At 59.2% G+C, this 14,658-nt stretch carries 12 protein-coding genes; 10 read left to right on the plus strand and 2 right to left on the minus strand.

Annotated features, from left to right (window positions below; translation table 11 throughout):
- Positions 1-79 precede the first annotated feature (79 nt).
- Both VN622_06710 and VN622_06715 read left to right on the plus strand, forming a co-directional pair.
- Positions 80-877: a glycosyltransferase family 2 protein gene (locus VN622_06710; GenBank protein HWR35545.1), complete on the plus strand. Its 798-nt coding sequence runs from the start codon at positions 80-82 to the stop codon at positions 875-877.
- Positions 878-988: 111 nt separating this feature from the next.
- The gene (locus VN622_06715; protein HWR35546.1) at positions 989-1,819 is read left to right on the plus strand and encodes a DUF4097 family beta strand repeat-containing protein; all 831 of its coding nucleotides are present in this window, start codon (positions 989-991) and stop codon (positions 1,817-1,819) included.
- Between the two features lie 163 nt (positions 1,820-1,982).
- Here VN622_06715 and VN622_06720 read toward each other — a convergent pair whose 3' ends face one another.
- On the minus strand, positions 1,983-2,723 hold the full coding sequence (locus VN622_06720) for a methyltransferase domain-containing protein (protein ID HWR35547.1): 741 nt from the start codon (positions 2,721-2,723) through the stop codon (positions 1,983-1,985).
- A gap of 342 nt (positions 2,724-3,065) precedes the next feature.
- Between VN622_06720 and VN622_06725 the strand changes: the two genes are divergently transcribed.
- From VN622_06725 to VN622_06740, 4 genes are all read left to right on the plus strand, one after another.
- The gene (locus VN622_06725) at positions 3,066-4,622 is read left to right on the plus strand and encodes a helicase HerA-like domain-containing protein (protein ID HWR35548.1); all 1,557 of its coding nucleotides are present in this window, start codon (positions 3,066-3,068) and stop codon (positions 4,620-4,622) included.
- A gap of 52 nt (positions 4,623-4,674) precedes the next feature.
- Positions 4,675-5,001, plus strand: a complete 327-nt coding sequence (locus VN622_06730; protein ID HWR35549.1) for a DMT family protein — start codon at positions 4,675-4,677, stop codon at positions 4,999-5,001.
- 184 nt (positions 5,002-5,185) lie between these two features.
- On the plus strand, positions 5,186-6,370 hold the full coding sequence (locus VN622_06735) for a saccharopine dehydrogenase C-terminal domain-containing protein (protein ID HWR35550.1): 1,185 nt from the start codon (positions 5,186-5,188) through the stop codon (positions 6,368-6,370).
- Between the two features lie 55 nt (positions 6,371-6,425).
- Positions 6,426-6,833 (plus strand): DoxX family protein, encoded by a 408-nt coding sequence (locus VN622_06740; protein HWR35551.1) that lies wholly within the window; start codon positions 6,426-6,428, stop codon positions 6,831-6,833.
- 70 nt (positions 6,834-6,903) lie between these two features.
- Here VN622_06740 and VN622_06745 read toward each other — a convergent pair whose 3' ends face one another.
- Positions 6,904-9,117, minus strand: coding sequence for a dehydrogenase E1 component subunit alpha/beta (locus tag VN622_06745; GenBank protein HWR35552.1), 2,214 nt, complete (start codon positions 9,115-9,117; stop codon positions 6,904-6,906).
- Between the two features lie 161 nt (positions 9,118-9,278).
- Here VN622_06745 and VN622_06750 point away from each other — a divergent pair, with 161 nt between their 5' ends.
- From VN622_06750 to uvrB, 4 genes are all read left to right on the plus strand, one after another.
- A complete protein-coding gene (locus tag VN622_06750) occupies positions 9,279-10,019 on the plus strand; it encodes an HAD-IA family hydrolase (GenBank protein HWR35553.1) in 741 nt (246 codons plus the stop codon).
- Positions 10,020-10,151: 132 nt separating this feature from the next.
- The gene (locus VN622_06755; protein HWR35554.1) at positions 10,152-11,063 is read left to right on the plus strand and encodes a sulfide/dihydroorotate dehydrogenase-like FAD/NAD-binding protein; all 912 of its coding nucleotides are present in this window, start codon (positions 10,152-10,154) and stop codon (positions 11,061-11,063) included.
- Positions 11,063-12,499, plus strand: a complete 1,437-nt coding sequence (gene gltA / locus VN622_06760; protein ID HWR35555.1) for an NADPH-dependent glutamate synthase — start codon at positions 11,063-11,065, stop codon at positions 12,497-12,499. Before VN622_06755 ends, gltA begins: the two co-directional genes overlap by 1 nt.
- Before the next feature lie 135 nt (positions 12,500-12,634).
- On the plus strand, positions 12,635-14,623 hold the full coding sequence (uvrB, locus tag VN622_06765) for an excinuclease ABC subunit UvrB (protein HWR35556.1): 1,989 nt from the start codon (positions 12,635-12,637) through the stop codon (positions 14,621-14,623).
- Positions 14,624-14,658: the final 35 nt, after the last annotated feature.

Consider the following 14,658-nt stretch of genomic DNA (forward strand, 5'->3'; position numbering starts at 1 on the left):
TTCATTGCAGGACCAATCAAGGTACTATGGAACTCTCGCGTAGAGCGCGTGGCATTTGCATGACGGCCAGGAGGTTGTTTTGTCCACAGAAGCTGGTACGGCAAACCGAGACCGCTGGAGCACTGCGGCGCACCCGCTGGAGGAGGCGGTTCGTCCGGTTTACACGACGCTCTCCATTATTGTCCCGGTATACAACGAACGCCGCACGGTAATGAACCTGCTTCAGATCGTGATGCGACAGGACGTTGGACATCTCGCCAAAGAACTCGTCATCGTTGACGATCTTTCGACGGACGGCACGCGCGAATACCTTCAGGAGATGGATCTAGCATCGCTGTTCGGGCGCGACGGCAACACCGTCAAACTAGTCTTGCACGAGAAGAATATGGGGAAAGGCGCTGGGGTCCGCACTGCCCTGAGACACGCCAGCGGCGACCTTGTGCTCATCCAGGATGCCGACCTTGAATATGATCCTAAGGATTATCCCGAGCTGCTGAAGCCTATTCTGGACGGCCACGCCGACGCCGTTTTCGGCAACCGATTCCACGAAGGCGCACACAGGGTGCCACGCTTCTACCGCTACGTGCTGAACCGCTGCTTCTCCATCATGTGCAACATGCTGACCAACCTGGCGCTCAACGATGTCACCGCCTGCTACAAGGTCTTTACCCGCGAGGTGCTGGACAGGATCAACATCAAGAGCGACCGCTTCAGTCTGGAGACTGAGTTGACCGTAAAGTTGGCGAAGGTGGGCGCGCGCATCTACGAAGTCCCCATCGTCTACCACGGTCGCACCTATGCCGAGGGGAAGAAGATCAGCTGGAAAGACGGTGTGGCGGCAACGTACCACCTTTTCCGCTACCGGTTCCGCGACTAGGCACTTGGGCAACGGCAGTTCCGGCGCGGCTACGGCCGCGCCTTTTGTTTTGCACGAAAATTGTTCTCACCAAATCTAAGGTGAGTCGTCTAACGCGGCAGGAGACAGAACATGGCGACGAATCGTAAATCGACTTTGTGGGGTCTCGTAATCGGTACGATATTCGCGTTGCTGGCCGCAGGCGCGGCTCAGGCAGAAGAACGCGAGGAGTTTCACAAGACATATACGCTAACGGCAGATGGCCGCGTCAGTCTGAAGAACATCAACGGTTCCGTGACAGTGACGGCCTGGGACCGCAACGAAGTTCAGGTGGACGCCGTAAAGCGTGCGCGGGATCGTCAGCGCCTGGACGAAGCGAGAATTGAGGTCACGGCCGAAGCGAATTCGGTCGATGTCCGTACGCGTTATCCAGAGCACGAGGGGTCCTACAACAATCCGGCGAAGATCGACTACACGCTGAAGGTGCCCCGTCGCGCGCTCCTCGACAAGATCGAAACCATCAACGGCAACGTGACTGTTGAAGGCGTGCAGGGCGAAGTCCGCGCAAATTCCATCAACGGCAGCACCGTCGGTCGCGACCTCGGCAGCGCCGTAAAACTCTCTTCCATCAATGGCGAGGTGAAAGCCCTGGTCAGCAGAATCTCCAATGCTGACGCCATCCGCCTGGACTGCGTGAACGGTGCGGTAGAGTTGACGCTACCCTCGGATGCCAGTGCCGACGTAAAGGCCTCGACCGTGCACGGCGGCATCAACAATGATTTCAATATTCCAGTACAGAAAGGGCGGTTCGTCGGTTCGGCGTTGGAAGCGCGACTGGGTTCGGGAAGTGCAAGCGTCAAGTTGTCGAATGTGAACGGAGGAATTCGCATCCTCCACGCATCTGACGGCAAGCCCCTCAGTAAAGTGACGAACCTTCTGCCCGAAGACCGTCACTTCGACTGACTCTTGCTTTCAGCCCCATCACGCTCACGTGTGCTGGGGTACCTTTCGGGGCCACTTCGAAGCGACTTGGCCCTGGAACGCTCCGCAAGGGGCGACATAAAGAACCGCCGGTCCCCTGCCCGAGACCGGCGGTTTTTCTTCCGGACAGATTCTACAACACTCCTCAGAGCACTTCGTATGCCTTGGGCGGCGACTCGAAATCCGGCTTCCGCGCCGTCAATAGCAGCGCACCGATGCGCTTGAAATCACGAAGCTCTTCCGCATTTGCAAACCACTTCCCCGTGTACTCATCCGGAGTAGGGGTCGCATCAGGTATGCGAATCGCCTGGACGTCCTCGAAAGTGTGCCGCTTCAGCATATCCACGTATTCCTGCTCGGAACGCACCTGCACAGGAACCTTCAGTTCATCAACCCATCGCAGTGAGTAGTGGTTTTCTTTGTAGAGATTGATGAGGATGAACAGCCGCCCCTGTGGCGCCATGACGCGGAACAACTCGGCGAGCGCGCGCTCCTGGTCGGCATAGTAGTAGAAGGACTCGATGGACAGCACCTTGTCGAAGAAGTTCTCCTGCCACGGAATGTTCTGCGCCGAACCCCATGCGAACAGCACGTTGTCGAACTCTTTGGAAGCGGCTCGTGCGCGCACGATCATCTCGTCCGAGATGTCCAGCCCGACCACCTGGCCGGGGCCCTCCGGCCCATCGGCTACCAGGCGCGCCAGGATGCGCGTCGCCCACCCGGCGCCACAGCCAAGGTCCAGCACACGTTCGCCGGGCTTCAGGTCCATGAGCCGGATCGTCTGCTGGGCAATGCTGAGGTGGTGCTGCTCCATCTCTTCGCCGCGGCCTTCCGCGGCCCATTGGTTGAATTCGTTTCGAAGAATCTCGTCTGGATCGCTACGCATGGGGGGTCGTCGTCCTTTGCCTTGTATGAGGTACTCTGTCGCGCCTTTTTGGCCGATCCAACTATGCTACATTCAATTCCCTCATGGCTGAAAGTACCGGTAAAAACAGCGCGGATCAGGGCAAGGCGGCACTCTACTGCCCTAACTGCGCACGCGAAGTCAGTGATCCCCTAACCTGCGGCGACTGCTCGGCCGTTATCTGCCGCGTCTGCGGAACTCCGCTCGAAGAAGCAGACGAAATGGGAATGGGATAGCCAGCGGCTTTCGCATCGGTGTAGCGCTACGCCGAGCAGACCTTCGCCCTTTTAGGCACATCCAAGAAGTGGCTGGGAGTGTGCCTGAATGGCAGAGCCGTTCCTTATCGCGAAGTCTGACCGCGAAGAAGTTCGTATGTTGCCCGCCATGGCTAACCGTCATGGCCTGATCGCCGGAGCGACCGGCACGGGCAAAACCATCACGCTACAGGTCATGGCAGAACACTTCAGCGACATCGGTGTTCCGGTGTTCATGTCCGACGTGAAGGGCGACCTTTCCGGCATCTCTCAAACTGGCATTGATACCCCGAAGATCGTTGAACGAGTGAAGCTGCTCAAAATCGATGACTACAAGCATCGCGAATATCCCGTCGTGTACTGGGACGTCTTCGGCGAACAGGGGTACCCGGTGCGCGCGACCGTCAGCGAAATGGGGCCACTCCTCCTCTCTCGCCTGCTAAACCTGAATGAGACGCAGGGTGGCGTGCTCGCGCTGGTATTCAAGGTCGCCGACGACCAGGGACTGCTACTTCTTGATCTCAAGGATTTGCGTTCCATGTTGCAGTACGTGGCCGATAACGCCGCCGAGTTCAAGACGCAGTATGGCAACGCGTCAGCCGCAAGCATTGGCGCCATCCAACGCGGCTTGCTCGAACTGGAACAGCAGGGCGGCGACAAGCTATTCGGTGAGCCCGCACTTAATCTCGACGACCTGATGCAGACGGCGTCCGACGGTCGCGGAGTCATCAATATTCTTGCCGCGGACAAGCTGATGCAATCGCCCAAGCTGTACGCGACGTTCCTTCTGTGGCTGCTCTCGGAGTTGTTCGAAGAGCTGCCTGAAGTCGGTGATCCTGAAAAACCGAAGCTCGTCTTCTTCTTCGATGAGGCGCACCTCCTCTTCAATGATGCGCCGAAAGCACTGGTCGACAAAATCGAGCAGGTCGTGCGGCTGATCCGCTCGAAGGGCGTGGGTGTGTACTTCGTCACGCAGAACCCGCTCGACGTTCCCGACACCGTGCTGGGCCAGCTCGGGAACCGCGTACAGCACGCGTTGCGCGCCTTTACCCCTCGCGACCAGAAGGCGGTCAGGGCCGCGGCGCAAACGTTCCGCGCCAATCCCAAACTCGACGTTGAAGAAGTGATCACGCAACTTGGCGTCGGCGAAGCGCTGGTGTCGGTACTCGACGAGAAGGGGACGCCGGGCATCGTAGAGCGTGCGTTCATCGTGCCGCCACGGAGCCAGATCGGGCCAGTTGCGCCGGACCGCCGTCAGCAGATCATTCGCAGCTCCGTTCTATGCGGCCACTACGAACAGGTGGTGGATCGTGAGTCCGCGTACGAAAAGCTAAAAGCGCGAGCGGCATCCTCGGTTCAAGCACAGCAGCCGCAGGCATCATCGCAGGAACAGCCAACGGAGACCGCCACGAAAACAGGCGGTGGATGGCTCGATTCGCTTGGCGGCCTCGGCCTGGGTACGGGCAGTACTACGGGCACGCAACACCGAGGCGGACGCCAAGCGGACTCGCTCGGCACGGCCATGGCCAAAAGCGCGGCGCGCGCTGTGGGCAGCCAGTTGGGGCGGCAGCTCATGCGCGGCGTGCTGGGCTCGCTGATGGGTGGCACGACCGGACGACGCCGTTGAGCAGCTTCGGCGCGATAAACTGGGAGGATACCGAAGGGACGACGAGCGCCGAATGCTGACGATTGTGCTTCTCACAATTTCCAACATCTTCATGACTTTTGCATGGTACGGCCATCTGAAATACAAAAACGCACCATTGTGGCAAGCGATCGCGATCAGCTGGTTCATCGCCTCGTTCGAGTACTGTTTCCAGGTACCGGCCAATCGGATTGGCAATCAGCGATTTACCGTCGCACAACTCAAGGTGATCCAGGAGGTCATCACCTTGACCGTGTTCTCGGTTTTCTCCGTGCTGTACCTGAAGGAAAATTTCCGATGGAACTACGCGGGAGCGTTTGTGCTCATCGTCGGCGCCGTGATCCTGGTCTTCAAGAAGTAGCCGCCGTTATCGCCGTCAGCACTGCGTCATTGGAGGTAATCTCCCTGGCGGCTTCCTGTTTCCACGCTTCCCGTTCCAAGCTTCCGTTTCCAAGCTTCCCGTTTTCAAACAGGCTTGCTATGCAGTAAGCTGACAAGCTTCGATTCAAAGCTTTCTATTTTGCATTCTTTCGGGGGACTCCGAAATGAAACTGCTTGTGATCGGTTCTGGAATGATGGGCTCGTCGGCGGCTTATGACATGGCACGGTGCGCGCGCGTTGAATCCGTCACGCTCGCCGATGAAGACCTTGCGCGCGCCAAGCAGGCGGCCGCACGCGTGAATAAGCTTACTGGCGCAAAGAAAGTTCGCGCGGCACGCATAGACGCCAGCAGCCAGCGCGCAGCATCGCGGCTCATGAAGAATCACGACGCGGCGCTCTCCGCCGTTCCCTATTTCTACAATTTGGGACTCGCGAAAGCCGCCATCGACGCCAAGTGCCACTTCGCGGATCTAGGCGGCAACAATACCGTGGTGCGGCAGACGCTTGCGCTCGATAAGCAGGCAGCGAAGCGCGGCGTTAGCCTCGCCCCTGACTGCGGACTCTCGCCCGGCATGGCATCCATCCTGGGTGGCGAACTAATGAAGCGCATCGGCGGTAAAGCCGACGCGTTGAAGATTTACGTCGGCGGACTGCCACAAGACCCTCGCCCGCCGTTCTATTACCAGATCGTCTTCTCGGTCGATGGCCTCATCAACGAATACGCCGAACCTGCCAAAATCCTGCGCAATGGCAAGATGACCGTCGTGGAACCGCTCACTGAACTTGAGGAGTTCCGCATCCCCGGCTTCCCTGAACTAGAAGCTTTCCAAACCTCGGGCGGCACCTCCACGCTTCCTGAAACGTTCGGTGGCAACGTGGGCGAGTGCTTCGAGAAGACGCTGCGCTATCCGGGGCACGTCCATATGATTCGCGCGTTTTATAACCTTGGCCTCTTCTCGACCAAGCCGTACAAGCTGGGCAAGACGCCGATTGTTCCCCGCGAACTGATGAAGCAGATGTTCGTGGAAAAGATGGGCGGCAACGACCCGGACGTCACGGTCATGCGAGTGGAAGCGCACAGAGGCGACCGCATCGCATCGTTCACCATGGTGGACAAGTATGATCCGGCAACTAAGTTGACGTCGATGATGCGCACGACCGCATGGCCGGCCAGCGTCGTGGTGCAGATGCTTGCCAGCGGTGAAATCGAGAAGCGTGGCGCGGTACTGCAGGAGCGCGACGTTCCCGCGCAGCTTTTCCTGAACGAGATGGCGGCACGCGGCATCGAAATCGCTTACGGATTCACGTCGGAGACTCCACAGAAGCGAACGCGCGCGGCGGCACGGTAACGTCAGCGGCAAGGTTCGTGACGTGGTGGTCGAGGCCCGCAGCAAGGAGTTCCGCATGAACAGGTTGAACCAGGTGCAGCCGGTCGCTTTGATGGTTCTGCGCGTCGTGCTCGGCATCATCATGCTCGCGCATGGCTATGGCAAGGTCTTCGGAGGCATGCACAAGCACGTTGAATTCGTATCGAGCCTCGGCATGCCGGGCTGGATGGCTTACCCTTCCGCCGGCGCCGAGTTTATCGGCGGCATACTGCTGATTGTTGGCGTTGCCACACGCTTTGCGGCGCTCGCAGTATTGCTGGACATGCTCGTCGCCATCTTCAAAGTCCACCTGCACCAGGGGTTGAAGGGCGGCTATGAGTTCCCGCTTGCGCTGGCGACGATCGCTTTCATGCTGATCTTCTACGGTGGCGGCCCAATCTCGGTCGATTGGCTTTTCGGCGACTCAACGGAGCGCCGTCACTAGCGAAAAAATATCCAGCCTGAACAGGCTGAGCTGATGAAATCTAGGCACGGCAATCAGCCGTGCCTCTTCTTTACCACTGCGCCAGTTGCATCATGCCTTTCAGGATGTCGTCCGCCTGCGGCAGGATGACGTCCTCCAGCAGCGGTTGGTAGGCAACGAAGGTATCCTTGGCTGCCACGCGGCGCACGGGGGCGTCGAGTTGGTCGAACAGCTCATCCGCAATGCGCGCGGCGATTTCCGCACCATAGCCCCAACTCAGCATGTCTTCGTGAACGACAAGCGCGCGGCTCGTCTTGCTGACGGACGCCGCAATCGCTTCCCAGTCATAGGGACTTAGTGTGCGCAGATCGATCAGCTCAGCGCTAATGCCGTGTTCGCGCTCCAGCCGCTGTGCGGCCTGCAACGCACGAGGCACCGTCGCACCATAGGTGATGACCGAGAGGTCGTGACCTTCCTTCACCACCTTGGCTTTGCCGAACGGAACCATGTAGTCCGGCCCCGGATAGGGCGAGCGTCCAAAGGCTTCGCGATAGAGACGCTTGTGCTCAAGGAACAGAACCGGATCGTCGCAGCGAATCGCAGTGCGCAGAAGGCCAGCGGCATCCAGCGCGTTCGATGGGAAGATGACCCTCATGCCCGGCGTGTGCGTAAAGAGACTTTCACCACATTGCGAGTGGTAGATGGAACCGCCCGTCAGGTATCCACCGATGGCGACGCGAATCACCGCCGGGCAGGAGAAGTTGCCATTCGACCGCCAGCGGATAAGCGGCAGTTCGTTGCGTAGCTGCTGCATTGCCGGGAAGATATAGTCGAAGAACTGAATCTCCACGACGGGCTTCAGGCCGCGAGTTGCCATGCCCACGGCACGGCCTACGATATTGGCCTCGGCCAGCGGCGAATTAAAGACGCGCTCCGAACCGAAGTCGCACTGCAATCCGGCGGTCAGCTTGAAGACCCCGCCCTTGCCCTTCACCGACTTATCAGACAGATACTCCTCGCGCGAGCAATCGGCAACGTCTTCGCCGAACATCACAACCCGCGGATCGCGCCGCATCTCGTCCCGAAGCGTGGAGTTAATCAAGTCAGCCATCGTCCTGTCGGCGCCTGACTTCGCCTGCCCTTCCACTTTCAGTTCGAAGTGCGGAGGCGTTTCGAATTGCCCGGAAGCCACGTCCAGCTCCGGCGAATACACAAAATCCTTGTAACTGTCCGTAGATGGCAACGCTGCTTCCAGCGCACGGTCGGCCGCTTCCTGTACTTCCTCTTCGACACTCTTTTCTAGGGCGTTCAGTGCGCTCTCGGTAATGATGCCCTCGCGGATCAGGAACAGCTGCATCCGCGTGATGGGGTCGCGCTCGGCATCTTTCTGTCGCTCGATCTCCGGCCTGTAAAGCTTCTCATCATCCGAGAGCGAGTGCGAGTACGGACGGATGACGTGGCCGTGCACGAATGCCGGACCGTTCCCGGCGCGAATGTAATCCACCGCGCGCTTGAAACCAGCGTAGCTCACGACCGGATCGGTGCCATCGAACTCTTCAAAGTGGAAGTTGGGATAGTTCGCGACGAGCCTGCTGATGTTTCCGCCAGCCGTGTTGACTTCCACTGGGACGGAGATGGCGTACTCGTTATCTTCCACGACGAACAGAACGGGCAGCTTGCGATTGGACGCCGTGTTGAGCGATTCCCAGAACTCTCCCTGCGAGGTCGTTCCCTCACCGCACGAGACGAACACGACTTCATCGCCGTGGAACACGACGTCTTTGAACTGCCGGTAGTCCCCTTCCGCCTTTTCTGCGGCACCGGGGTTCTGGGCAAAGTAGCGACCAGCCTCGGCGCAGCCTACGGCTTGCAGGAACTGCGTCCCGGTGGGCGAGGACTGGGTGACGATGTTCAGCGCCTTGTGTCCCCAGTGGGAAGGCATCTGGCGCCCGCCGGAGTTCGGATCGTCGGCGGCGCCCACGGCTTCCAAAAGCTGCTCAAGCGGAGTCATGCCCACGGCAAGGCACAGAGCGCGGTCGCGGTAATAGGGATAGAACCAGTCGTATCCGCCCTTCAGGACGGCACCGGCGGCGGCCAGCATAGCTTCGTGTCCGGCACACGAGATCTGGAAGAAGATCTTCTGCTGGCGTTTCAGCAGAATTTCGCGGTCGTCCAAACGGCGCGAGAGGAACATAAGCCGGTAGAGATCGATTAGCTGCTGCGGCGTGAGTCCTTCGTAATTTTTTTCGGCGGTGGTGGCTGCGCTGCCCGCACGGACAGCCTTCTGTTCTTTCGTCGATGCCATCCTGTTCCTCGATGTGATATCAGAGCGCCCGCCACGCACTCCACTGGCGTCCGGGCCGTCGGGAAGAAACTTGAATCCATTGTAAATGATGCATTACGAAGTACCTGGTACTGCTCCGAGCCGACGCGAACCTGCCCCTCGACCGCTATACTGAATGGGCAATGATTCGCGTACTCCGTTCGATTCCTGCCGAGCACCTTAAGCTGCTGATTTTTGATCTCGACGGCACCCTTGTGGACAGCCAACTGGACCTTGCTCACGCCGTCAATGCCATGCTGCGGAAGTTTGACCGCGCCGAATTGCCGGTGGACGTCATTGCCACCTACATAGGCGATGGCGCGCCTATGCTCATCCGCCGCGCCCTTGGCGACCCGCAGGACGAGCGCTTCGTGAAGGACGCGCTGCACTACTTCATGGCGTACTATCGCGAGCACAAACTCGATAACACCCAGGCATATGCGGGGATACCCGAGGCCTTGTCCGAACTGCGCGACCGTAGCAACGGACGCTTCCGCATGGCCGTGCTCACCAATAAGCCTGTAAACCCTTCCCGCGGCATCATCGAAGGTCTGGGCATGAATGATTTCTTCCTGCAAATCTATGGCGGCAACAGCTTCTCGACCAAGAAGCCTGACCCATTTGGCGCTCGCGTGCTGTTGCAGGAGACCGGAGCCGCGCCGGAAGAGACTCTTATGATCGGCGATTCGCAGGTTGACGTCCTCACGGCACGCAATGCCGGCATGTGGAGCCTGGGCGTGACCTACGGCTTCGCTCCAGAATCTCTGCAAAAACATCCGCCCGACGTTCTCATCGACAGCCCCTCGGAACTGACCTCGGCTATTGGCATGGGAGCGGTGAGCCGAGAGGGTGAAATTCCTGCCAGGGAAGGCTTCACCGAATAACTCTTACCCTGCCATCCGGTCGAAGACGCGGTTTAGAGGCAGGCACATGATTAACATTCGAGAAGTGATGGGTGTCACATCCCTTGCGGTCACTCCCCCCCGATACTGTCAGTTGTAAGTCGAGGAATAAGCATGTTTAAGATTCTCCGAACGCAGACGCTCGGAACGGGCATTAAGCTTTTTGTGCTGGACGCTCCGCGCATCGCGCGTAAGCAGAGGCCGGGGCAGTTCGTCATTCTCCGCCTGCATGATCAGGGCGAGCGCATTCCTCTCACCATCGAGGACAGCGACCCGGAGGCGGGCACGATCAACATTGCCGTCCAGGCGATTGGCAAGACGACCCACCTGCTCAGCATGTTGAACGAGGGAGATTACGTCCTCGACGTCGTTGGGCCGCTCGGTCACCCGTCCGAGGTGCGCAACTACGGTACCGTCGCGGTGATTGCCGGAAGCATCGGCACTGCGATGGCTTACCCGACGGCGAGAGCGCTAAAGCAAGCCGGCAACCACGTGATCTTCATCGAAGGGGCTCGCCGCAAGGACCTCGTCGTACTAGAAGACGAAGTGCGCGCCGTGAGCGACGAAACTTACATGATGACCGACGATGGCAGCCATGGTGAACAAGGCCTTGTGACCGCTAAACTCCAGCAGCTTTTCGATGCTGGATGGAAGATCGACTTCGTCCTCGCAGTCGGCCCGGTGCCAATGATGGCCGCCGTCGCCAACCTGACGCGTCCGCGGAAAATTCGCACGGTCGTCAGCCTCAACTCGATCATGGTCGATGGAACCGGCATGTGCGGCGGTTGCCGCGTGCTGGTCGGCAACACCAGCAAGTTCGCCTGTGTAGATGGCCCTGACTTCGATGCCGAAGAGGTGAACTTCGAAGTGTTGACACGCCGTAACCAGATGTACAGAAACAATGAACGGCGTTCGCTGGAGGAGTTCCTCGCCAATCCCGAGAAGGATTTGGCACTCGTGCACGACTCCTGCAGGCTGCGCGAAGTGGAAGCACATGCCACGGCCTGCGGCCAGAGGAGCAAGTGATGTCGCATAACCCGCTTACCAAGCGCGACCGCATGAAGGTACCGCGCCAGAACATGCCCGAACGCGATGCCACCGAGCGGGCGCGCGACTTCAAAGAAGTCAACCTCGGCTTCCAGCCTGGACTCGCGACGACCGAATGTTCGCGTTGTATCGAGTGCGAAAAGCCCTCCTGCATGGCGGCATGTCCGGTGGGCGTGAAGGTGAAGGACGTCATCGATCTCGTGCTCGCGGGCGACTACCTGGGCGCCGCCGCCAAACTGCGCGAAGACAACGTGCTTCCCGCCGTTACGGGCCGCGTCTGCCCGCAGGAAGAACAGTGCGAGGGCGGCTGCATCCTTTCAAAAAAAGGCAATTCCGTGGCGATCGGCCACATCGAGCGCTTTGTTGCCGATTACGAACGCTCCGTCGGCATGCTTGGCCTGCCCACGAACGCTCCGGCCACCGGCAAGAAAGTTGCCGTCATCGGAAGCGGCCCGGCCGGCCTCAGTTGCGCCGGAGACCTCATCCAGCGCGGACACAAGGTTCGCGTTTTCGAAGCGCTGCACGAACTCGGCGGCGTGCTCGTTTACGGCATCCCCGAATTCCGCCTGCCCAAGAAGATTGTTCACGAAGAGATCACGAACATGCGCGCCATGGGCGTGGAGTTCGAGACCAACGTGGTCGTCGGCAAAACCATCACGCTGGACGAGCTCTTCACGGAAGAACACTACGACGCCGCTTTCGTGGCCGTCGGAGCTGGCCTGCCGCAGTTCCTGAATATCCCGGGCGAGCACCTGAACGGCGTTTACTCGGCCAATGAATTTCTGACGCGCGTTAACCTGATGCGCGCCAACCGCTTCCCCGAGTACGACGAGCCAGTGTACGACTGCCGCGACAAGGACGTAATCGTCGTTGGCGGTGGCAACACCGCTCTGGACGCAGTGCGCACCTCGCTCCGCCTGGGCGCAAAATCCGCGGCCATCGTCTATCGACGCAGCGAAAACGAGATGCCGGCGCGCAAGGAAGAAGTGCATCACGCCAAGCAAGAGGGCGTAGAGTTCCGCGTACTCTGGAATCCGATCGAGTTCATAGGCGACGAGAAGGGCTGGCTGAAAGAAGCGCGTTGCATCCAGATGGAACTTGGCGAGCCAGACGCTTCGGGACGCCGTCGTCCGGTGCCGATTGCGGGCTCGGAGAAGAACTTCCCGGCGCAAGTGGCGATTGTTGCTACCGGAACCAGTGCGAATCCGATCATCCAGGCGACCACGCCGGATCTAGCCGTTAACAAGTGGAACTACATTCAGGCCAGTGAAGACACGCAGCGCACGTCGAAGAAAGGCGTCTTTGCCGGAGGCGACATCGTCACCGGCGGGGCAACCGTCATTCTCGCGATGGGCGCTGGACGCCGTGCGGCCAAGTCGATCCACGAATACCTGATTGGCGATGGCAGCTGGTAAGGCGACCTGCCTGTCGCGACCGCTTCCCACTTGATAAGCACTCGTTCGAGGACGGCGGAAGCGTTCGTTCCCAGCAGCTATAATTAAAGGAAGCCTTGAGGCCGATATCGCGCCTGGAGAGGCATCCCTTTTTCTATGGACTTCAAGCTTCAAAGCACATACAAGCCACAGGGAGACCAGGGCCGTGCCATCGACCAGCTCTCGCGCGGGCTCATTGACGGCGAAAAACATCAGGTTCTGCTTGGTGTTACCGGTTCGGGCAAGACCTTCACGATGGCGAAAATCATCGAGGAGTTGAACCGTCCTGCGCTAATCATGGCGCACAACAAAACCCTTGCGGCACAGCTCTACCACGAGTTCAAGAACTTCTTTCCGCAGAACGCCGTCGAGTACTTCGTCTCCTACTACGACTACTACCAGCCGGAAGCGTACATTCCCGCAGGCGACATCTACATCGAGAAGGAAGCGACCATCAACGACGAGCTGGACAAGCTGCGCCTCTCGGCCACGAAGTCGCTGTTCGAACGCCGCGATTGCATTATCGTCGCCTCTGTCAGTTGCATCTACGGCCTTGGCTCGCCAGAGGCGTACTACGGGATGTTGCTCTTCCTGGAAAAGGGACAGAAGTTCAAGCGTGAGGACATCGTCAAGAAACTTGTCGAAATTCTATACGAGCGCACTAACGACGATTTCAAGCGCGGCACCTTCCGGGTTCGCGGCGATGTCATCGAGATATTCCCCACGTACGAGGACAGCGCCTATCGCATCGAGCTATGGGGCGACGAGATCGAATCGCTTTCACAGATCGACCCGCTGTTCGGCACCGTGAAGCAGCGCTACACGCGCCTGCCCATCTATCCCAAGACGCACTACGTCATGAAACCAGAAGCAAAGACCAGCGCGGTGGCATCGATTTTGGAGGAGCTGGGATGGTGGGAAACAGAGTTGGAGAAGCAGGGCCGCCTGGTCGAGTCGCAGCGCATACACCAGCGCACCCGCTTTGATCTCGAAATGATCAAAGAGATGGGCTACTGCCACGGCATCGAGAACTACTCGCGTCACTTCACTGGACGCCTGCCGGGCGAACCGCCGCCGACGCTGCTCGACTACGTTCCCCGCGACTATTTGATGTTCATCGACGAATCGCACCAGACGATTCCGCAGGTTCATGGCATGTGGCACGGCGACCGCTCGCGCAAACAGAATCTCATCGAGTATGGCTTTCGCCTGCCGAGTGCACTCGACAACCGCCCGCTCACCTTTGAGGAGTTCGAGAACCGGGTCAACCAGGTTGTCTATGTCTCCGCAACGCCGGGCCCGTACGAATTAACGAAGTCGGCCGGCGTAGTCGTTGAGCAGATTATTCGCCCGACTGGACTGGTCGACCCGCAGGTGGAGATACGCCCCGTGCGCGGCCAGATCGATGACCTGCTGCACGAGATACGAGCGCGCGTCGCCAACGGACAGCGTGTGCTCGTCACTACGCTCACGAAGCGTATGGCCGAGGACCTGGCCGAGTATTACAGCGAAGTTGGCGTGCGCTGCCGTTACATGCACTCCGAGATCGAAACATTGGAACGCATTAAGATCATCCGCGATCTGCGGAATGGCGAGTTCGACGTGCTTATCGGCATCAACCTCTTGCGCGAAGGACTCGATCTGCCGGAAGTCTCACTGGTCGCCGTTCTCGACGCCGACAAGGAAGGGTTCCTGCGTTCGTCCGGATCGCTCATCCAGACGATTGGCCGCTGCGCGCGACACCTTGAGGGACGCGCCGTGCTCTACGCAGACAGGATGACGGATTCCATGCGCAAGGCCATTGACGAAACCGATCGACGCCGCGCCATCCAGGAAGCCTACAACGTTGAGAACGGCATCACGCCCACCACCATCATTCGCGCTCTCGACATGTCGCTCGTCCAGATGGTGCAGGCCGACTACGCCGACCTCACAAGCGAAGCCGATGGTCTGCCGGACTTCAAGTCACAAGAGGAACTTGACGGGTACATCGCGCGCCTGGAAAGCGACATGCGCGAAGCCGCAAAAAAGTTCGAGTTCGAGAAAGCGGCGAAGCTCCGAGACAACATCCGCGAATTGAAGACGAAGGAATTCCTGTTCGCCTGAATAATGAGGGCAGCGGATAACCGCTGCCCTCGGTC

The sequence above is a fragment of the Clostridia bacterium genome, from assembly GCA_035561135.1.
Lineage (GTDB): Bacteria > Acidobacteriota > Terriglobia > Terriglobales > Acidobacteriaceae > DATMYA01.